Consider the following 18442-nt stretch of genomic DNA (forward strand, 5'->3'; position numbering starts at 1 on the left):
GCAAGCGGGCAGGTGTATCGCTGCGGCTTGGAAGCCAAGCTTCGGCTCCACTGAAGTGGCATTAATCGCAGTTAATTCATAACTTTACCCAACCTTTACAGTCGTCGCCTCATCATATTCTCGAATACGCTGTCTGAATTATCAGGTAACAAAAACCTGCCGTTAAGAGAGTGAATGAAATGAGTCGACTCGTAAAAGTTGCGATTTTGGTAGCCGTATTTTCATCGATGTCCGGCTGTTTCTTCGGGCCTTGGCATGATGGTCACTGGCATGATCACCGGTACGCCGACGGTCGCCGTTACTGATCTCCGGCCGGGCCAGAATGTTGAAGGTCAGATAGATACGATCCAGCCAGCACTTGGAAGGCCGTGACCAGAGGAGCTACTCGTCACGGCCTTCCATCATGGTGCGCTTGAGAACGACATAAACCGCCCCCGCGCCCCCATGCTTCGCCAAGCAAGAGCAGAAACCGAGCACCTGGGCGTGTTGACGTAACCACGTATTGACGTGGCTTTTGATCAGCGGCCTTTTACCATCGAGTCGAACCGATTTGCCGTGGGTTACCCGCACACAGCGGATTTCCAGTTTGGTGGCCTCTGCCAAGAATTCCCACAAGGTTTCGCGTGCGACCTCCACTGTCATGCCGTGCAAGTCCAAGCTGCCCTCGAAACTGATTTGGCCAAGCTTGAGCTTTCGCATTTGGCCTTCTTGGACCCCGTCTCGCGACCAGTTGAGTTCATCTTCGGGGCCTACATCGATCACAAACTGGTCTGACAAACCGTCAACTGTTACCGAGTCGGTACGAACGGTTGCAGCTTGGCGCAATTTGGCGAGGTGTTTGCGGTCCGCCTTGGGTTTGCCAATATCTGCATGGACTTGCTTTATCGGCTTTACGCCACGGATCTCATTCTTAAACAGGGAAAAGTCGTCGTCTTGCATGTGAGCCTCCGCGCGGGAGGACTAGTTTACCCAAGTCACGGCGCACCCTGCGTGACAAAAAAATTTTTACCGAGCCTCGCTTGTGCTGCAGGCTAAACGCTATGGGTTTAATCGTGCTTCTTCATCAAGTGCGGGGACATGTTCAGTGAACCGGTCCGGCGCAGACGGCGGCGGCAGCGGCGCCACAACCAAACAGCCACATACAACACAAATACGCCGGCGACAACGACCAATAAGGCGCCAAGCGGGCTGGCGTTAAGGTCTCCCAATGCGGGCGGGTGACCAATTAAACTCGCGATACCCGCCAAAATCAGCAATACCCCGCATGTTGCCAGCAGCGCAGCAAATACAGCGCCCAAGCGCATCAGCCAATTACCTGAACCTTTGGGGCGAAGGCGACGAGCATCGAAACCATCGGATATTTTCATTCCGACTTTTCCTCTCAGAGTATCGGCGCTCTGACCATTTTATGATCGCATGGTTCCCGATTAGGGGCGTTCAACGGCAAATGCAATTGATCAATGGATGAGCGGTTTATGGCGCGGCGGTGTTCGAGCTGGTGCTGGCCACGCCCATGCTGACGAATTAAGTTACGGCTTAGATCAACTCTGCGGTCAAAGCAAGCGTGGCAAAGTTATCGGCCATGATCGCCATTTCGGTTTGGTGGACGACCTCAGCGCTGATGACCCCCTGTTTGCTTGGCAGGTTGCGGGTAGCGCAGGCATCTTCAACCAGCGTGCAACGATAGCCGTAGTCTTTGGCGGCGCGCACCGTGGTGCTGATGCTTGAATGACTCATGAAGCCGCACACGATCAGGTCGAGGTGCCCAAGGCTTTGCAGCAAATCATCCAACCCTGTGCCATTGAAGGCATTAGGCAGGCGCTTTTCAACAAGATGTTCTTCACCTTGAGGCAAGAGTTGCGGGAGCATTTCGCCGCGTTCACCCTGCGGATCGAACAAGCCGCCTACCGTACCCAAATGGCGGATATGCACGATAGGCCGATTAGCGGCACGGGCAGCAACGACCAATTTACAGATATTGGCGACCGCTTCGTTCACGCCGGTCAGGGCCAGAGGGCCACTCATGTACTCTTTCTGTGCATCAATAATAATCAGCGTGGCATGACTCAGATTCGCCGGTGCATATCCACGGCCACTGAGTTGAAACATCGTTTTTGGATCGGACATCTGGGGCTCCTTCAGGTGGGGCTTTTGCGACATTCTCCTCTGGCTGAGCGGTTCTGTGAATGGCAATACTCACAAGTACCGTGGTTATTGGCCTGCGAGGCATTTTATGGTTGATGGAAGATGGCAAATTGCCAAGAAAATTAAGATGAATCGTAAAAGACCTACGCCAAACGAACGCGTGTTTTCGCTTGCCAACGCCGGTTGCAGGCATCGTTTGTTGTGCTCATGGCTGTTAGAATCCCCCGTCGTTTTTTAAGGAGTCTTGTCTGTGATTACGTCCCGCCTGCGCACCCTGCGCGACCACATCCGTTGGGCTGTCAGCCGTTTTCATGGAGAAAATCTATTTTTCGGTCATGGCACCGATAATGCCTGGGACGAAGCCCGTCAATTGGTATTGGGTGCGTTGCATCTGCCGTGGGAAATTGCGGACAGCTACCTGGATTGTCGGCTTGAAGACGATGAACTGGTCAATTTGCAACGCTTGCTCAAGCGCCGCATTACAGACCGAATTCCGACCGCCTATCTGTTGGGCGAAGCACTTTTTTGCGGGTTATCGTTCATTGTCGACGATCGGGTGCTGATTCCGCGTTCGCCGATTGGCGAGCAAATTGAAAAACGTTTCGAACCGTGGTTGGCAAATGCGCCGACGAGAATTCTCGACTTGTGTACGGGCTCGGGGTGTATCGGTATTGCCTGTGCGTTCGAGTTTCCTGACGCAGAGGTGGTGCTGGCTGACTTGTCCTACGAAGCATTGGAAGTGGCCAACCAGAATATTGAGCGTCATGGCGTCGATGATCGTGTCTACACCGTGCAGGGCGACGGGTTCGATGGCCTGCCGGGGCAGCGCTTTGATCTCATTGTTTCCAACCCACCCTATGTCGACGCTGAAGACTTCGCTGACATGCCTGACGAGTATCAACATGAGCCGGAGTTGGCACTGGCGTGTGGCGATGACGGTCTGAATCTGGTGCGACGCGTGCTGAGCCAGGCGGCAGAACACTTGACCGAAAAAGGCTTGTTAATCATTGAAGTGGGCAATAGCCAGATTCACGTCGAGTCGCTGTACCCGGAAGTTGATTTTGCGTGGCTGGATTTCGAGCGAGGTGGACATGGGGTATTCATGCTCACGGCCGAGCAATGCCGTGAGCACCAAGCGTTGTTCGCTTCTCGAGTGTGATGACGCAGCGTTGATACCACAGTGGAAAACTCTACCTGTAATTGGGTAGAGATCCTCGCTGTCGTTGGTTTCTGAACAGGCCACCTTGGCGCAGGGTCGCCTGGGCTTGGGCGAGTCCGTACAATTACATCCCGGGTCAGCGGTGTGTTGCAATCCAGATCAGCAACGCCGCCTGGAACACTGCAAAGGTTACCAGGCAGGCAATCGTGAACCGCAAACCGGTGTCTTCACGTTTGAACCGGGTCAAAGTCGCTTCCTGCTGACGCATTTTCAGGTCTTGCTCTTGCAGATTTATTTCTGCCTGTTCGAGCATGTTGGCGGCATCGATAATCTCTAATATCTGGAGTTTGTCGTTGTTCCAGGTGCTGTGCAATTGCCCCATCAGCACCTCTTTAATGGTGCCTTTCAGGTGCTGAGCATCAGCGTATGCGACTTCAAAGCCTAACGCTTTAAGAAAGCTGTCTCGGCGCAGGCGTGTATCGTCGTTAAGGGCATCTTTGCTGGCAAGCGCAATGCCATTGACGGTGTAGTGCGACCATCTTTTTCGAGCCCAAGACGTGGCGTATGCCGCCATGTATCGACCGATTCCGCGGTTCCAGGGTTCGATCTGCAATCCTGACTCGGGGACGTACCGGATGCGGTGAGTGAGGTGATCGACCCACACGTCCAAGTGATTTTGTTCTTTGCGTACCCGTTGCCCGGGCAATTGAATATTCAGGCGAAGTAAGCTGATTTCCTTGCTGTGGCGTTCCACCCGTCCAAACTGCACAAAGCGCAGAGGACGTATGCCAGTAATGCGGTGAGTAGGGAGGGGCGCCAGACGCAGCATTTGAAACAGGTCTGGCTGGACCTCCGCCCAGGGTAAAAGGGCCGGTTCGGGCTCAGTGGCTGGCGTGTCGGTGTCGGTGTCGGTTGAGTCTTGAGTATCGGTCATATCAGCAATCCTGCGTTTCAGGCACCAGGCAGCAATCTCCGTGTCAGCCACCTGCTATCGGCTGCTTGGTCCAAGACTGTAGGGTGCTACCCATTTGATGGTTGGGCTGATGCAGACACTATCAAGTCGTTAGCCGGCGGGGAGCGAGCCAATAAAATGCAGAATACGCGCTGAAAGCTCGCTGGCGAGAGGTAGCTGTGGGTCTTTGTAGGAGGCCAGTTGTTGCTTAAGGTCATTGGGCACAATACGCATCACGTGATTCATGCCGTCAATAACTGCCAACTCGGCATCTGGTTTAGCTGTATGCAGCCGTTCAGCATCACCCACACCGACTTGAATGTCATGGCTACCTTGAATGATCAGCGCTGGCACTTGCAGCTTGCCGAACGCTTTGGCCGGGTCCTGATGAAACAATGAAATCAAATACGGCTGCACGCTGGGGCGGAACACCACCTCCAATGCTGGCGGCACGTTATCGTCGGTGCGCCCTGCTTTTAACGATTCAATGAGTTGGTTGCTGCGTAGCAGTAATGCGGGTGGCAACCGGTAATGCAACTGTTCTCGCACCACCTCATCCACCGGGCGTCCGGTACCGGCGATAGAAATCACGGCGGCGGCGCCAGCTTTTTGCGCGGCAAGGGAAGCGACCAGTGCCCCTTCGCTGTGCCCCATCAAGATCAACGGCCCCAGGCGCGAGTCAGCTTTGAGTTTTTGGCTCCAGGCTACGGCGTCGGCCACATAGGCTTCGATACTTAAATTACGCTCATCGGGCGTTGCTGCCTTGCTCGCCGCTACACCTCGTTTGTCGTAGCGCACGCTGGCAATGTTGTGCCTGGCGAGAATCTTTGCCAGCCGCTCCATGCTGTCGTTGCGCCCGCCATCGGTATTATTGCCGTCGCGATCAGTGGGTCCGGAGCCGGAAATCATCAACACTACCGGTACCGGCGCGTCCGACTTGGGCAGTACCAAGGTGCCAAACAGTTCGCCGGTCCCGGTATCGAGACTGATGGGGCGTTGCAATATAACGGTCGGTGCAACGGTCGGAGCGGGAGCGGCCTGAACAAATCCACTGAGCAATGGAATAATCAAGGTGATAAGACGGGTAACAGCGATGACTCGTAACATCTAGAGGGCCACGTTCAGTAAGAGTGCCGATTGGACGCGTCCTTATGTATAAGGTTCGGTGCCAGAAGGATGAACTACGCAGGCAGCCTGCGTATACTGGCGCACTTGTTATTTTGATGTTTTTCTGCGGAGCGTCCTGCATGTCCGGCAACACCTACGGCAAGCTGTTCACTGTCACCACTGCCGGCGAAAGCCATGGTCCAGCATTGGTTGCAATTGTTGACGGCTGCCCGCCGGGGCTAGAACTGTCGTCGCACGACCTTCAACGTGACCTTGACCGCCGCAAGCCTGGCACCAGTCGCCACACCACCCAGCGCCAGGAAGCCGATGAGGTCGAGATTCTGTCGGGGGTGTTCGAAGGCAAGACCACGGGCACCCCAATTGGCCTGTTGATTCGCAACACCGATCAGAAGTCCAAAGACTATTCGGCGATTCAGGACGTGTTCCGCCCCGCCCACGCCGACTACACCTACCACCACAAATATGGGGTACGTGATTATCGTGGAGGCGGACGTAGTTCTGCCCGCGAAACCGCCATGCGTGTGGCTGCCGGCGCCATTGCCAAGAAGTATCTGGCCACCCAAGGTATTCAAATTCGCGGTTACATGAGCCAGTTGGGGCCAATCGAAATCCCTTTCAAAACCTGGGAATCGGTGGAGCAAAACGCATTTTTCTGTCCTGACCCGGAGAAAGTGCGAGAACTTGAGGCTTACATGGATCAATTGCGCCGAGATCAGGATTCAGTCGGAGCGAAAATCACTGTCGTGGCCGAGGGCGTCAAGCCGGGCCTCGGCGAGCCGATTTTTGACCGTCTGGATGCTGAACTGGCTCATGCGCTAATGAGCATAAATGCGGTCAAGGGCGTTGAAATTGGCGCCGGTTTCGCCAGCGTTGCCCAGCGCGGCACCGAACACCGTGATGAACTGACACCCGATGGTTTCCTGTCGAACAATTCCGGCGGTATTTTAGGCGGTATTTCGTCTGGGCAGCCTATCGTTGCTCATCTTGCACTCAAGCCGACGTCCAGTATCACCACGCCAGGGCACTCCATCGACGTGAATGGCAATGCGGCGGACGTCATTACCAAAGGTCGCCATGATCCGTGCGTTGGCATTCGTGCCACGCCCATTGCCGAAGCAATGATGGCCCTCGTTTTGATGGATCACCTGTTGCGTAATCGAGGTCAGAACGCTGATGTGCGGGTCTCGACGCCCATTTTGGGTCAACTGTAATGCCTGATGACGGCGCAGGTGCCACGGCGCTTTAGTTGTGGTAGCGCTTCTAAAGGGCTCGGCAGCGCTGACTCCCGGTCCGATCCCTTATTGGCGGTTGTCCAGTTTCTATCTGTTCTACTTTGCGCTGCTTGGATCGACCGCCCCTTTTCTGGCGTTGTACTTCGACCATCTTGGTTTTTCCAGCGCGCGCATCGGTGAACTGGTGGCAATCCCCATGCTGATGCGCTGCATCGCCCCCAATATTTGGGGTTGGCTGGGGGATTACACCGGACGCCGTCTGGCCATCGTGCGGCTTGGGGCAATCTGCACTTTGCTGTCCTTTTCCTTGATTCTGTTCGACAAAAGTTATGCTTGGCTGGCGATGGTCATGGCGCTGCAAGCTTTCTTCTGGCACGCCGTGTTACCGCAGTTCGAAGTCATTACATTGGCGCATCTGCATGGGCAAACGTCGCGCTACAGCCAGGTTCGATTGTGGGGTTCTATAGGGTTCATTCTCACCGTCGTCGCTTTAGGCCGCTTGTTTGAGTGGTCGAGTCTGGATGCCTACCCGCAAGCACTGCTGTTAATCATGGCTGGAATTGTCGTTAGCAGCGCGTGGGTACCAAATGCGCAACCGCTGTTCTCGGCGCAGCGGCCAGAAGCTGGAGGGTTTTTGAAGCAGCTCGGTCGGCCCGGCGTGCTGGCTTTTTTTGGCTGCGTAGCGCTGATGCAGCTAAGCCATGGCCCTTACTACACTTTTTTGACGCTGCACCTCGAACACTTGGGCTACAGTCGCGGCGTCATTGGGTTGCTATGGGCCTTGGGTGTAGTCGCTGAGGTTTTGATGTTTTTGTCGATGAGCCGAATTTTGCGGCGGTTTTCGGTCCGGCAGGTGTTGCTTGCCAGTTTTCTCCTGGCTGCGTTGCGCTGGATATTGTTGGGCAGTTTCGCCGAATACTTGCCAATATTGATTGTTGCCCAGGCGCTTCACGCTGCGACCTTCGGCAGCTTTCACGCGGCGGCTATCCATTTTGTGCAGCGCAGTTTTGGCCCTCAACAACAAGGGCAAGGTCAGGCCCTGTATGCCGCGTTGTCTGGGACAGGCGGTGCATTGGGGGCTTTGTATTCCGGTTATAGCTGGACCGTGTTGGGGCCAAACTGGACCTTCAGTATTGCCAGCCTTGCAGCGTTGGCCGCTGCCGTCATGATTGCGACACGAATGAAAGAGGACAGGGCATGACTCGCGAACAACTCGCCCAACAGATTATCGAAGCCGGGCGCTTCCTATACAGCCGTGGTTGGTCTCCGGCCACCAGCAGTAATTACTCGACGCGCTTATCGGCGACCACCGCATTGTTGACGGCATCGGGAAAGCATAAAGGGCAGCTAATGCCTGACGACATATTGGTCACTGACTTGTCCGGCAACAGTCTTGAACCGGGGAAAAAACCTTCGGCCGAGACACTGCTTCACACCCAGCTCTACCGCTGTCGCCCACAGATAGGCGCGGTGTTGCACACCCATTCGGTCAATGCGACCGTGCTGTCGCGCCTGACGCCGGGTGATCATTTGATGTTTGAAAACTACGAACTGCAAAAAGCGTTTGCCGGAGTGGCGAGCCATGAATCCCAGGTTGTCGTGCCTATTTTCGACAATGATCAAGACATTGCCCGGCTAGCGGAGAAGGTGCAGCCTTGGCTGGACGCTCACATCAATTGTCCAGGCTATCTGATTCGCGGCCATGGCCTTTACACCTGGGGGGCGCAGATGAGTGATGCGTTGCGCCAGATCGAAGCGTTTGAATTTTTGTTCGAGTGCGAGCTAAAAATCCGCTCAGTACTCAATGTCAAGGAGTTGCCGCTGTGAGCAGCCTGTCCGTTTATCACGTTTCTAGTCCTTGTTTTCCGAACAAGGTGTTGACCCATGTAGAAGATATTGCCTCAACCTTGGCCGAGCACGGGGTCGGTTTTGATCGCTGGCAAGCGTCGGCTCCTATTACCCCAGGTGCCTCTCAGGAAGAGGTGATAGCGGCCTATCAAGTGCAAATCGATAGGCTCATGACTGAGCGCGGTTACGTCACCGTGGATGTAATCAGTCTTGATCGCGACCATCCACAAAAAGTTGAATTGCGTGCCAAATTTCTCGATGAACATCAGCACGGCGAAGACGAAGTGCGTTTCTTCGTTGCCGGTCGCGGATTATTCACACTGCACATAGAGGATTATGTGTACGCAGTGCTGTGCGAAAAAAATGACCTGATCACGGTGCCCGCGGGCACGCGGCATTGGTTCGACATGGGCGAACACCCGCATTTTGTTGCGATTCGCTTATTTAATAACCCAGAAGGTTGGGTCGCGAAGTTCACGGGCGATCAGATTGCCAGCCAATTTCCTCGTCTTGAAGATTGATAGAGCCGGAGTTCGAATGCCGATTAAAGTTGTCCTGACGGACATTGAGGGCACCACCAGCGCGGTCAGTTTCGTGTTTGATGTGTTGTTTCCTTATGCCGCCAAGCACCTTCCTGAATTTGTCCGTCAAGAAGCTACTCAGCCGGCCGTGGCGTTGCAATTGCAGGCGGTGCGTGATCAAAGCGCCAAGCCCGGCGCAGACGTTGAACAGGTGATCGAAATCCTCCTGGAGTGGATCGCTGACGACCGCAAAGCAACACCGCTCAAAGCTCTGCAAGGTATGGTTTGGGAGCGGGGCTATCGGGCGGGACAACTTAAGGGCCATGTTTATCCAGATGCTGTTGAAGCATTAAAGCGCTGGCATCAGGAAGGTTATGCGTTGTATGTCTATTCTTCAGGCTCAATTCAGGCTCAGCAGCTAATTTTTGGGTGTTCAGAGGCGGGTGACTTATCTCGATTGTTCAGTGGCTACTTCGATACGACATCAGGCCCCAAGCGCGAGCCTGAATCGTACCGAAACATCACCGCAGCGATTGGCAACCCAGCCGAGGAGATTCTGTTTCTTTCCGATATCGTCGAAGAGCTGGACGCTGCGCAGCAGGCGGGCATGGCCACCTGTGGCCTTGTGCGTGGCAGTGGTGAGTTGATCGGGCATGCAAATGTTGGCAGCTTTGCTGTGATTGATCTAAGCGGATTCTGAAGCCTATCGCCCTCCCTCCGGGTGGGCGGTAATTGTAGGTTGTGCGTTTTTATCTCGTAGGAAGTTTCTCTTTGTCAGGTAAGTAACACCTGTTTGTTATTTCGTGGATTTTTTAAAGTCTTTTACTGTGCAACTCTTGGTCAGCCGCTAAGTTAGGTCTTGGAGGGCACTAGAGCGACAAATGTCGGGGTAAGGGAGAATAAGAATGGAAAGTCTTGATTCATTGAATAACGATTTAAATCAGCTCATTCAACAGATGATTATCAGCATCACAGAGCTTAACGGTGACAAGGCAATCGAAAATGCCCTTGAATGGTTGCGGTGCCAATGTTGCTGTGAGCGCGCCCTGTTTTATCAATTCAAGGGGCCGGTATTGCTAACGTGTATCACGTCGAACGTAGACAGTATCTGGCGCGACCTCTACCGTCATGCACGATTGTCAGTTGATGATCCGGTTGTTCGCGGTTTGCGAGAGTCACCAGGGTTTTTAGAGTGGGACTTGGCCTTTGGCATGCACCCTCCGACGCATGCATTCAAAGAACTAATTGAAGACTATATGCTGATGCCAGGCGCTTCATATGCCTATTCCAATGAAGCTCATGCCAGTCAGGGCGTCATTACAGTTTGTTCACTCAATGCCATGAGCCGTCCCCTCACCGACAACGACCGGTATTTACTAAGCAGTCTCGTGCCTATTCTGCACATGGCCGGAAGAGGCCGGAAATTTCATACCAAAGCGCTAACCGAAAAAGAGCTTGAAGTGCTCAAGTGGGCGCGGGCAGGCAAAACAGCGTGGGAAATCGGGGTCATCCGAGAGATTTCCGAAGCTACAGTGAAGTACCACTTCAAAAGTATTTATTCCAAATTGGGCGTTTCAAATCGGGCGCAAGCGGTGGGGGAGGCGCTGTATCAAGGCATTCTCAAATGATTGGTTTCGGGGGCTGGCGCAGCAGCAACCCCTGGCATCAACAGGTCGATGTGGTAACCACGACGCCCATCACCCACAGCAACATGCATTCCCTCTATGCCTTCATTGAGTTGCGAGTTAATCCGGTAGTCGATGGTAGCAGCAATACTGGCGTTGACCCCGAACGCACATTCAGTCAGATGCAGGCCGCGTGGACCCGTGGCCTCGTTTAATAGCGTGCAGTAATCGCGACCAGCTACTGTGAATGATTGAACTAAATTGTCCTCTATGATTGCAGTGGCGTGGTGAAGTGCAACAAGATTTGAAAGTGCAGTCAGGGAGGTAATCAGCTGGGCTGGAATCGATGAGTCGTGGTAACCCCGCGCCAACAAAATACCGGCGACTCGGAACGTACCGTTCAGGTTAAAAGGTCGGGGCGCGTCAGGGTCCATATGGGTGTAATGAACTTCGAGGAGTTCCGCCAGCGGGAAGATGAAGCTGTCGTGTGCGGCCTGAACATCCTCTTCAATCATCGCGTAAGGTGCGACGTCTTTGGCAATGACTAGATAGCCGAGCGTGTTCGGCCCGGTAAGGATCAGCGGTTCGTTTTTATCGAGTAACAATAGCAGTTGTTCTTGCTGACGCATGGCCAGCTGGTAATCGGTGACGCACATTTGTTCGAGGGTATAAATCACGCTTTTAAGCGTGGGATCGAAAGCGTGAGCTTGAGTGTAAATGGCCCGTCCTGAATTCCCGGCCGCCGCGCATTTTAACAATGATTCGGTGCCTGCTCTGCTAAGCGTAATACACACACTGTTTATGGGCATTTTCTCCAATTCGCTTATCAATCGGGCATTAATACGATGTCGTTGTGCATGGGTAATCAATTCAATGGAATCGGTGAGCAACGTGATGTCGGTAGAATTAAAGAATTGTTCAAACTGTTCGGTTAGCTTCATGGTTAACTCCATCGCATTAAGAAAACTTGCCGCAGCAACAAGCTCCGGCAAGTTCTAACTTACTTTCGGTTGTTACCACTTGGTCAGTGGGTAGAAACCGAACGAATTTTGCTGCGATGGTTTAAACCGATTGAGGGTGGAATTATTCATGATGTCGTTCTCCATAATGATCAGGCGATAGGCCTGACGAGAGAAACGGTATGACGAATTTCTGTGGAATAAAACTACCCTGACAGGTAGGTGATAACCGCGGCAGGAAGGTATTAACTATTGCCTGAGGCCGTTCAATGCGATGGTCTGTGCGCCCGAGTGGGAAGTAGATGTCCAAAGCCCTAAGAGCTGGGTCTTAGGGCCTTTTATAATCAGTTCGCGGGTACCAAACTATTTGACTTAACGGGTGTGGTAAGTCGGCAGATCGAAACGGTGTTGGCTTTGCAGCATCGAAATCGCGGGAAGTTCGCTGGCTTGCGCGGCCAAGTCACGACGAATCGCACTGATCACCCAATCCAATTGAACGGGGGTGTGCAGTTGGGCATAGGTCACCGAGCGGCGAATTTGTTTACCTTCAGTGTTGCGTAGGGTGAGTAAGACGCCCCCGTCAGGGCGTAATTGAGTAGTCACCTCGAATTCAGAAAATACGGATGCAAATTTTTCTTGGATAAAAGTCATGTCTTGGCTCCGTTGCTCAATGGGTAACAAGCTTGGGAGAGCCGTTGCAGTGTCTGTGCCAGCATTCTGATATCTAACATAGCTATATAAATCAAACACTTAAAAAAATCTATGATTGTGAGTTTCGTGCAAATTGCATGAGTGGCCATCGGGCATCCTGCATTTTGCGGATAATACGCCGGGTTTTATCGTGTTGCTGAAGCCTGCTGGGCAAAATCAAATTGAGGCGATGCAACATTCAGAGAAAGGATGACTCAACATTATGTGACGTTTATTAAGTAGAGCGTTGATCCTATTGAGACTCTCTATCGCCTGTATACGTTGACCCTTAGCCAGCAGCTCAGGAGACTGCAGGTATCCGATCTCTACCACAGGCTTTTTATAGCGTGTATTCAAGGAGTAGCACCGTGACTGACGATTTCAAACCTACTGCTCAGCAAATGACCGATGATGAAGCCTTAGAATTTGCCGAGCAGGTTTTCGACCTGGCTCGAAAGGGCGATGCGAGGATGTTGGGCTTGTTATTGGAGAAGGATCTGACACCTAATTTGCGCAACCATAAAGGTGACACCTTGTTGATGCTTGCCAGTTATCACGGACATCTAGAGGCTGTCCAGGTGTTATTGGCCTTTAAGGCTGACCCGGAAATTCGAAACGACAACGGGCAAAGTCCTATTGCTGGTGCGGCCTTCAAGGGTGACTTGCCGGTAGTTAAAGTGCTGGTTGAAAGCGGTGCGAATGTCGAAGGCGCGTCTGCAGATGGGCGCACCGCCTTGATGATGGCTGCCATGTTCAACCGCACCGAAATCGTCGATTACCTGTTGTCTCAAGGCGCCAATCCCCACGCTCAGGATGCCAAGGGCGTCACACCGCTGGCAGCCGCACAAACCATGGGCGCGGTGGACACGGCTGAATTACTGAGCGGGCTTAGTCGCTAGCAGTTGAGTAAATGCATGGCCATTAGTCGCTATCCATAGAGCCGTGCGCCATTTCCGGCTATCCTGCGCGCCTAATTTTTTGGCTACTGTTGGCCACCTGTCAGGACTTCCATGAAAAACCAACTCATAGAATTAATCAGCAAAGTCAGTTCGGGTTGCATGGAAGCTAATGAAATCGCCCAAGTGGCTGACGAGTCCGAAAGAGCCTACGCGGATCCGCAAGCGTTTCTAGCTGCCAATCCTGACGTCAACTATGACGACAGCTTCCCGTTCCCGCTGGGTGAGTGGATGGTGATAGGAAGTCTGCCGGACACTGTACTGTTCCAGGCTGACAGTTACATGGACCTTTTTGCGCAGATAGTCGCTTCGTTTGGCGACGAGGTAACGTTTAACATCAAACCCAAGCAACTCGCCAAGGTCGAGCCCTTGATCGCGCTAAACCGAATTCAGATTCAGTTAAGCAGCATGAATAAAGATAAGGGTGGTTACGTACTGATGAACCTGAGCCAACCGTTGGACGATGAGCTGCAGGCAGTGCTGGTTTACGGCAACGATCTGGATCGCGTGTTGGAATTGTGCGCAGCGGTCGGGATCGCCGCGGCGCCGTCGTTGGAAGCGCTACGGATTGAGCTCTACGTTTGATAGGTCGGCACACAAGGGTTGTGCCCAAAATAAGAGCTTAGCGAACGGAACCCTCTGACCGCTCAAACATCCTAAGCAGGTAAGCACTTACTTAGGAGCAATAACCATGGGTTCCACTTTTAATGGTCTGATTGGGTTGATCATCCTGGTTCTGGATATCTGGGCGGTCATCAATGTATTGAAGAGTGGCGCCGAAGTCGGGATGAAAATCCTATGGGTGTTGCTGATTTTGTTGCTGCCGGTATTGGGCCTGATTATATGGGCGATTGCCGGACCCAGGGGCAACGTAAGAATCTGATCTGCCCTCGTCCGGTTCGATGCGGGACCTCAGGCGCCTAATGGCTGATGCTGTAAGGCGCATTTTTTTTGTCTGCGATCAGTATCGCCCGCAGACCAAAGGAGGTTCGACCTAACATCGTCCGCAACGTAGAATGCTCGCCTCCTTTCTTAGGGGCGGTGCTTCTTATGAAGCCGCCGCTGTCCGTTGCCACCAGCATTTACCGGGGACTTACCCATGAGCGATTACCAAGAAACATTGTACGAAGGCTATGGCCAGCGCTTTCGTATTGAAAAACTACTGCACGAAGTTCGCACTGAGCATCAACACCTGGTTATTTTCGAAAACCCGCGCATGGGCCGGGTTATGGCGCTCGACGGTGTGATTCAGACCACCGAAGCCGATGAGTTTATCTATCACGAGATGCTCACCCATGTCCCGATCCTGGCCCACGGCTCGGCCAAGCGCGTGCTGATCATCGGCGGCGGCGACGGCGGAATGCTGCGTGAAGTGGCCAAGCATCGCAGCGTCGAACACATCACCATGGTCGAAATCGATGGTACCGTGGTCGAGATGTGCAAAGAGTTTTTGCCCAATCACTCCAAGGGTTCTTTCGAAGATCCGCGATTGAATCTAATCATCGACGACGGTATGCATTTCGTCTCAACCACCCAGGATAAGTTCGACATCATCATCTCCGACTCCACTGACCCGGTCGGTCCGGGGGAAGTGTTGTTCTCTGAAAATTTTTATCAAGCTTGCCGCCGCTGTCTGGAAGAAGGCGGCATTTTGGTCACCCAAAACGGCACGCCTTTTATGCAGTTGACTGAAGTGCAGACCACTGCGGGTCGCTTGCGTAGCCTGTTTCCGGACTGGCATTTCTACCAAGCAGCCATTCCGACCTATATCGGCGGCGCCATGACCTTTGCTTGGGGCGCGACTAATACCGCCTACCGTAAGCTAACGCTGGAGACCCTGCGTCAACGGTTTGCTGGCAGCGGTATTGTTACGCGTTATTACAATCCCGAGATTCATATTGGTGCATTTGCCTTGCCGCAATATGTTCTGCAGGCTGTAAATAAGCCAAGTAACGACTAAACGGGCTAGAACGTCAGGCTGAAAGGATTGCTTACATTTCAGCCATGGCGCTCTGTAGAAATTTCACAATATTTCGAAGAGTATCGTGCCGCCTATTCGCCCAAAAGGCTCGGGCGCACGCTTTCAATTTACTCCTCGAATCCAACGGATCTAAGAACACCATGGCCAAAACGGACTCCCAGAGTCATCAGCCCACCTCATCACGCCCGCTACAACCTACTGTCAAATCTCACTTGGCTTATACCCTGCTGAGCGGGATCGTGTTGATGGTGATGTACAGTCTGCTGCGCATTGCGCTGCTGGTCTATAACCGTCAAATGATAGGCACGACGCCGGCTTCGACGTTCATGGAGGCCATGGGCAATGGCCTGCGTTTCGATTTGCGCTTGACGGTTTATTTGTTGATCCCGTTACTGTTGGCATTGCTCAGCGCCAGGGTGATGAAATGGCGTGGACTGTTCCGTTTTTGGTTGACCTTGGGCGCCAGTATCACGCTGTTCCTGGGCTTGATGGAACTGGACTTCTACCGTGAGTTTCACCAGCGCCTCAATGGTTTGGTGTTCCAGTACGTCAAGGAAGACCCCAAAACCGTGCTGAGCATGCTGTGGTACGGTTTCCCGGTAGCACGGTATCTGCTGGTCTGGGCTGCCGTGACCTGGCTGCTGAGCCTTGTATTCAAAGGTATCGACCGTCTGACGCGACCGCAACGCACGATGAGCGTCAGCTCCGGCAACAACCGTTCGGTAGCTCCCTGGTATACGCGCATCGGCGTGTTTGTATTGTGCCTAGCGGTCGCGGTAATTGCTTCCCGTGGCACCTTGCGCCAAGGCCCGCCGCTGCGATGGGGTGATGCCTACACCACAAATTCGAACTTCGCCAACCAGTTGGGCCTCAATGGCACCTTGTCGCTGATTGAAGCCGCTAAAGCCTTGAGTTCGGACCAGCACGCCAACATCTGGAAGTCGACGATGCCTGATGCCCAAGCGCAGAAGGTCACCCGCGACATGTTGCTGACTGCCCATGACACGTTGGTCGACGCAGATCAGGCCGCTGTGCGCAGAGACACGGTTCCGCCCATTGAAAACACGCTGCCGATTCGCAACGTGGTGGTGATCCTGATGGAAAGCTTCGCCGGTCACTCGGTGGGCGCTTTGGGCAGCGATGCCAATATCACGCCAAACTTCGACAAGTTGTCGCAAGAAGGATTGTTGTTCGATCGCTTCTTCTCCAACGGCACTCATACCCACCAGGGTATGTTCGCGACCATGGCCTGCTTTCCTAACTTGCCAGGTTTTGAATACCTGATGCAGACCCCGGAAGGCAGTAACAAACTGTCCGGCTTGCCGCAGTTGCTCAGTGCCCGTGGTTACGACGACGTTTATGTCTACAACGGCGACTTTGCTTGGGATAACCAGTCGGGCTTCTTCAGTAATCAGGGAATGACCACGTTTATTGGTCGTAATGATTTTGTTAATCCAGTGTTCTCCGACCCAACATGGGGCGTGTCGGACCAGGACATGTTCGACCGTGGCGCCCAAGAGCTAAAGGCCCGAGAAGGCAAAAAGCCGTTTTATGCGCTGTTGCAAACCTTGTCGAACCACACGCCTTATGCGCTACCTGCAAACTTGCCTGTCGAGCGCGTGACCGGCCACGGTACGCTGGACGAACACCTGACTGCCATGCGTTATGCCGACTGGGCACTGGGGCAGTTTTTTGAGAAAGCCAAGAAAGAGCCCTACTTCAAGGACACCTTGTTCGTAATCGTGGGCGACCACGGCTTCGGCAACGACAAACAGATCACTGAGTTGGATCTGGGTCGTTTCAACGTGCCGCTGTTGCTGATCGGCCCGGGTATACAGGAGAAGTTCGGCAAGCGCAGCAGTACGGTGGGCACTCAGATCGACATCGTGCCAACCATCATGGGCCGGTTGGGCGGGGAATCGCGTAACCAGTGCTGGGGGCGCGACCTGTTGAACCTTCCGGAAGGCGACAAGGGTTTCGGTGTGATCAAGCCTTCTGGCGGCGAATTAACCGTGGGCTATGTCACTGGTGATCGCATTCTGGTCGAGCCCAAAGGCATGCCACCGCTGCTATATCAGTACCAGTTGGGCGCCAAACCCCACGCTGAAGTGATGACTGCTCAACCTGATCAGGCGCAGCTCAAGGAAAAGCTGGAAGCGTTCATACAAACGGCGACGAAAAGTTTGATGGACAACACGGCAGGTGTGAGCGCGGGAAAAATGCGCTGACAGGTCAATAATGAGAAGAGGCCTTGATTGGCCTCTTTTTTTGCCTGCGTCACGGTGGAACGAATGGAGAATCCTCAAGGTCCAGATTGAGTGAGCCGCTTTCGGCTTGGCCAAGGAGACATTGATGAAACAGTGGACCATTACGTATGTCGATAAGGACGGTGTACAGCAGAGCCTTGAGCTTGAGCGCGAGCAACGCCCGAGTAATGAAGACGCAGCTGATTACCTGCGTGAGGTTTTGTTTCCTGTTGCCGATAAGCTTGACTTGAATGACCTTGACGGTCGAGCGCCGGAGCCTACTGTAAAGTCTTTAAAAGCCATGCACAGTGTGCAGATACTCACTGTTACTGAGGCTTACTGAGCGCTCATTCGCTAACGCCTGTTTTGCCATTGGCACAGGCCGTCGATAGGATTACTCTGCAAATGAGGCCGGTGCAGCGTTGCTCCGGCCTCTAAATGTCGACGCCAGGTTTTTCGCTACTTGGCCTTGTCAGCTACATGCTTGATCCCCCGGTGGCAGAGTACCTGTCGCTGAGCGGCCACTGATCAGCGGTCGTGCCGGGAAAGTTGAAACTCTATCTATCGTTGCATAGGAGGACGTTTCATGAGCACAGCCTATCAAGAGGACATCAGCAGTAATGTACTGCGCCGCATGAAAGAGGGCGGTTTCGATTTCGCCAGTATCCATCCCATCGAGTTTTACGCCGTCTTTCCGGATGAGGAACGGGCACGGCAGGCTGCAGGGCAGTTTCGCGGAGAATCGCTCAACGCGCAGGTCAGCGCGCGTGATGACGGGGTTTGGCATCTTCAGTTGAGTAAATTGATGTACGCCACCTATGGCGGCATCGGTGATTTTGAACAGGACTTTCAGACGATGATCACGCCTCTGGATGGTGAGGTCGAGGGCTGGGGAGTCACTCAAGTGATTAAAGGTCTCCACTAACTACGTGTTTAGTATCCCCCTCTTCCGACTGACGCCTCGTCAGTCGGTTTTTTCAATCCAAGCCGCTCATCCGAC

The 18442-nt window shown here is 53.4% G+C and carries 22 protein-coding genes; 15 read left to right on the forward strand and 7 right to left on the reverse strand.

The genetic code is table 11. The features are described from left to right. The first annotated feature begins 179 nt into the window (after nucleotides 1-179). On the forward strand, nucleotides 180-305 hold the full coding sequence (locus RGW60_RS04390; protein ID WP_322202496.1) for a hypothetical protein: 126 nt from the start codon (nucleotides 180-182) through the stop codon (nucleotides 303-305). Between the two features lie 76 nt (nucleotides 306-381). Here RGW60_RS04390 and RGW60_RS04395 read toward each other — a convergent pair whose 3' ends face one another. The 3 genes from RGW60_RS04395 to RGW60_RS04405 form a co-directional block, all read right to left on the reverse strand. Then, nucleotides 382-939: a Smr/MutS family protein gene (locus tag RGW60_RS04395; protein ID WP_322202498.1), complete on the reverse strand. Its 558-nt coding sequence runs from the start codon at nucleotides 937-939 to the stop codon at nucleotides 382-384. Between the two features lie 107 nt (nucleotides 940-1046). Beyond that, on the reverse strand, nucleotides 1047-1367 hold the full coding sequence (locus RGW60_RS04400; protein WP_322202500.1) for a hypothetical protein: 321 nt from the start codon (nucleotides 1365-1367) through the stop codon (nucleotides 1047-1049). 169 nt (nucleotides 1368-1536) lie between these two features. After that, complete coding sequence (locus RGW60_RS04405) at nucleotides 1537-2127, reverse strand: cysteine hydrolase family protein (protein ID WP_322202502.1); 591 nt, start codon at nucleotides 2125-2127, stop codon at nucleotides 1537-1539. A 268-nt stretch (nucleotides 2128-2395) separates the two neighbouring features. Here RGW60_RS04405 and prmB point away from each other — a divergent pair, with 268 nt between their 5' ends. Next, nucleotides 2396-3304, forward strand: a complete 909-nt coding sequence (prmB, locus tag RGW60_RS04410) for a 50S ribosomal protein L3 N(5)-glutamine methyltransferase (protein ID WP_322202504.1) — start codon at nucleotides 2396-2398, stop codon at nucleotides 3302-3304. Nucleotides 3305-3440: 136 nt separating this feature from the next. Here prmB and RGW60_RS04415 read toward each other — a convergent pair whose 3' ends face one another. Beyond that, nucleotides 3441-4238, reverse strand: a complete 798-nt coding sequence (locus RGW60_RS04415) for a hypothetical protein (protein ID WP_322202505.1) — start codon at nucleotides 4236-4238, stop codon at nucleotides 3441-3443. Nucleotides 4239-4367: 129 nt separating this feature from the next. After that, nucleotides 4368-5363, reverse strand: coding sequence for an alpha/beta hydrolase (locus tag RGW60_RS04420; RefSeq protein WP_322202507.1), 996 nt, complete (start codon nucleotides 5361-5363; stop codon nucleotides 4368-4370). A gap of 140 nt (nucleotides 5364-5503) precedes the next feature. On the opposite strand from RGW60_RS04420, the gene aroC reads away from it, so the two are divergent. From aroC to RGW60_RS04450, 6 genes are all read left to right on the forward strand, one after another. After that, entirely contained in the window at nucleotides 5504-6595 is a 1092-nt protein-coding gene (gene aroC / locus RGW60_RS04425; RefSeq protein ID WP_322202509.1) for a chorismate synthase, read from the forward strand. A gap of 82 nt (nucleotides 6596-6677) precedes the next feature. Then, nucleotides 6678-7817 (forward strand): MFS transporter, encoded by a 1140-nt coding sequence (locus RGW60_RS04430; RefSeq protein WP_407074035.1) that lies wholly within the window; start codon nucleotides 6678-6680, stop codon nucleotides 7815-7817. Next, the gene (locus tag RGW60_RS04435) at nucleotides 7814-8443 is read left to right on the forward strand and encodes a methylthioribulose 1-phosphate dehydratase (protein ID WP_322202511.1); all 630 of its coding nucleotides are present in this window, start codon (nucleotides 7814-7816) and stop codon (nucleotides 8441-8443) included. Before RGW60_RS04430 ends, RGW60_RS04435 begins: the two co-directional genes overlap by 4 nt. Further along, nucleotides 8440-8985: an acireductone dioxygenase gene (locus RGW60_RS04440; RefSeq protein ID WP_322202512.1), complete on the forward strand. Its 546-nt coding sequence runs from the start codon at nucleotides 8440-8442 to the stop codon at nucleotides 8983-8985. Before RGW60_RS04435 ends, RGW60_RS04440 begins: the two co-directional genes overlap by 4 nt. Nucleotides 8986-9001: 16 nt before the next feature. Further along, the gene (gene mtnC, locus RGW60_RS04445; protein WP_322202515.1) at nucleotides 9002-9685 is read left to right on the forward strand and encodes an acireductone synthase; all 684 of its coding nucleotides are present in this window, start codon (nucleotides 9002-9004) and stop codon (nucleotides 9683-9685) included. A gap of 205 nt (nucleotides 9686-9890) precedes the next feature. After that, complete coding sequence (locus tag RGW60_RS04450; protein WP_322202517.1) at nucleotides 9891-10613, forward strand: helix-turn-helix transcriptional regulator; 723 nt, start codon at nucleotides 9891-9893, stop codon at nucleotides 10611-10613. Here the strand turns inward: RGW60_RS04450 and RGW60_RS04455 are convergent. Both RGW60_RS04455 and RGW60_RS04460 read right to left on the reverse strand, forming a co-directional pair. Next, nucleotides 10595-11602 carry a hypothetical protein gene (locus tag RGW60_RS04455; RefSeq protein ID WP_322202519.1) on the reverse strand — a complete coding sequence of 336 codons (1008 nt, stop codon included), beginning with the start codon at nucleotides 11600-11602 and terminating at the stop codon, nucleotides 10595-10597. The two genes, RGW60_RS04450 and RGW60_RS04455, sit on opposite strands and share 19 nt — an antisense overlap. A gap of 339 nt (nucleotides 11603-11941) precedes the next feature. Next, nucleotides 11942-12220 carry a DUF3509 domain-containing protein gene (locus tag RGW60_RS04460; RefSeq protein WP_322202521.1) on the reverse strand — a complete coding sequence of 93 codons (279 nt, stop codon included), beginning with the start codon at nucleotides 12218-12220 and terminating at the stop codon, nucleotides 11942-11944. A gap of 440 nt (nucleotides 12221-12660) precedes the next feature. On the opposite strand from RGW60_RS04460, the gene RGW60_RS04465 reads away from it, so the two are divergent. The 7 genes from RGW60_RS04465 (at nucleotide 12661) to RGW60_RS04495 (ending at nucleotide 18367) form a co-directional block, all read left to right on the forward strand. Continuing rightward, on the forward strand, nucleotides 12661-13158 hold the full coding sequence (locus RGW60_RS04465; protein ID WP_322206842.1) for an ankyrin repeat domain-containing protein: 498 nt from the start codon (nucleotides 12661-12663) through the stop codon (nucleotides 13156-13158). Between the two features lie 111 nt (nucleotides 13159-13269). Beyond that, the gene (locus RGW60_RS04470; protein WP_322202523.1) at nucleotides 13270-13800 is read left to right on the forward strand and encodes a hypothetical protein; all 531 of its coding nucleotides are present in this window, start codon (nucleotides 13270-13272) and stop codon (nucleotides 13798-13800) included. Nucleotides 13801-13906: 106 nt separating this feature from the next. After that, entirely contained in the window at nucleotides 13907-14098 is a 192-nt protein-coding gene (locus tag RGW60_RS04475) for a PLDc N-terminal domain-containing protein (RefSeq protein WP_322202525.1), read from the forward strand. A gap of 216 nt (nucleotides 14099-14314) precedes the next feature. Continuing rightward, entirely contained in the window at nucleotides 14315-15175 is an 861-nt protein-coding gene (gene speE, locus RGW60_RS04480; protein WP_322202527.1) for a polyamine aminopropyltransferase, read from the forward strand. A 161-nt stretch (nucleotides 15176-15336) separates the two neighbouring features. Continuing rightward, nucleotides 15337-17424: an LTA synthase family protein gene (locus RGW60_RS04485; protein ID WP_322202529.1), complete on the forward strand. Its 2088-nt coding sequence runs from the start codon at nucleotides 15337-15339 to the stop codon at nucleotides 17422-17424. A 124-nt stretch (nucleotides 17425-17548) separates the two neighbouring features. Next, the gene (locus RGW60_RS04490) at nucleotides 17549-17785 is read left to right on the forward strand and encodes a hypothetical protein (RefSeq protein ID WP_322202531.1); all 237 of its coding nucleotides are present in this window, start codon (nucleotides 17549-17551) and stop codon (nucleotides 17783-17785) included. A 243-nt stretch (nucleotides 17786-18028) separates the two neighbouring features. Continuing rightward, entirely contained in the window at nucleotides 18029-18367 is a 339-nt protein-coding gene (locus tag RGW60_RS04495) for a ribonuclease E inhibitor RraB (protein ID WP_322202533.1), read from the forward strand. Nucleotides 18368-18442 lie beyond the last annotated feature (75 nt).

Source organism: Pseudomonas sp. AB6 (assembly GCF_034314105.1).
GTDB lineage: Bacteria > Pseudomonadota > Gammaproteobacteria > Pseudomonadales > Pseudomonadaceae > Aquipseudomonas.

Bases quoted from the DNA above. Each gene is read 5' to 3' on its own strand.
- RGW60_RS04470 (WP_322202523.1), top strand. From the start codon at position 13,270: ATGAAAAACCAACTCATAGAATTAATCAGCAAAGTCAGTTCGGGTTGC.
- RGW60_RS04390 (WP_322202496.1), top strand. From the start codon at position 180: ATGAGTCGACTCGTAAAAGTTGCGATTTTGGTAGCCGTATTTTCATCG.
- RGW60_RS04475 (WP_322202525.1), top strand. From the start codon at position 13,907: ATGGGTTCCACTTTTAATGGTCTGATTGGGTTGATCATCCTGGTTCTG.
- RGW60_RS04450 (WP_322202517.1), top strand. From the start codon at position 9,891: ATGGAAAGTCTTGATTCATTGAATAACGATTTAAATCAGCTCATTCAA.
- RGW60_RS04490 (WP_322202531.1), top strand. From the start codon at position 17,549: ATGAAACAGTGGACCATTACGTATGTCGATAAGGACGGTGTACAGCAG.
- RGW60_RS04485 (WP_322202529.1), top strand. From the start codon at position 15,337: ATGGCCAAAACGGACTCCCAGAGTCATCAGCCCACCTCATCACGCCCG.
- RGW60_RS04400 (WP_322202500.1), bottom strand. From the start codon at position 1,367: ATGAAAATATCCGATGGTTTCGATGCTCGTCGCCTTCGCCCCAAAGGT.
- RGW60_RS04435 (WP_322202511.1), top strand. From the start codon at position 7,814: ATGACTCGCGAACAACTCGCCCAACAGATTATCGAAGCCGGGCGCTTC.
- speE (WP_322202527.1), top strand. From the start codon at position 14,315: ATGAGCGATTACCAAGAAACATTGTACGAAGGCTATGGCCAGCGCTTT.
- RGW60_RS04405 (WP_322202502.1), bottom strand. From the start codon at position 2,127: ATGTCCGATCCAAAAACGATGTTTCAACTCAGTGGCCGTGGATATGCA.
- mtnC (WP_322202515.1), top strand. From the start codon at position 9,002: ATGCCGATTAAAGTTGTCCTGACGGACATTGAGGGCACCACCAGCGCG.
- RGW60_RS04395 (WP_322202498.1), bottom strand. From the start codon at position 939: ATGCAAGACGACGACTTTTCCCTGTTTAAGAATGAGATCCGTGGCGTA.
- RGW60_RS04465 (WP_322206842.1), top strand. From the start codon at position 12,661: ATGACCGATGATGAAGCCTTAGAATTTGCCGAGCAGGTTTTCGACCTG.
- RGW60_RS04415 (WP_322202505.1), bottom strand. From the start codon at position 4,238: ATGACCGATACTCAAGACTCAACCGACACCGACACCGACACGCCAGCC.
- aroC (WP_322202509.1), top strand. From the start codon at position 5,504: ATGTCCGGCAACACCTACGGCAAGCTGTTCACTGTCACCACTGCCGGC.
- RGW60_RS04495 (WP_322202533.1), top strand. From the start codon at position 18,029: ATGAGCACAGCCTATCAAGAGGACATCAGCAGTAATGTACTGCGCCGC.
- RGW60_RS04460 (WP_322202521.1), bottom strand. From the start codon at position 12,220: ATGACTTTTATCCAAGAAAAATTTGCATCCGTATTTTCTGAATTCGAG.
- RGW60_RS04420 (WP_322202507.1), bottom strand. From the start codon at position 5,363: ATGTTACGAGTCATCGCTGTTACCCGTCTTATCACCTTGATTATTCCA.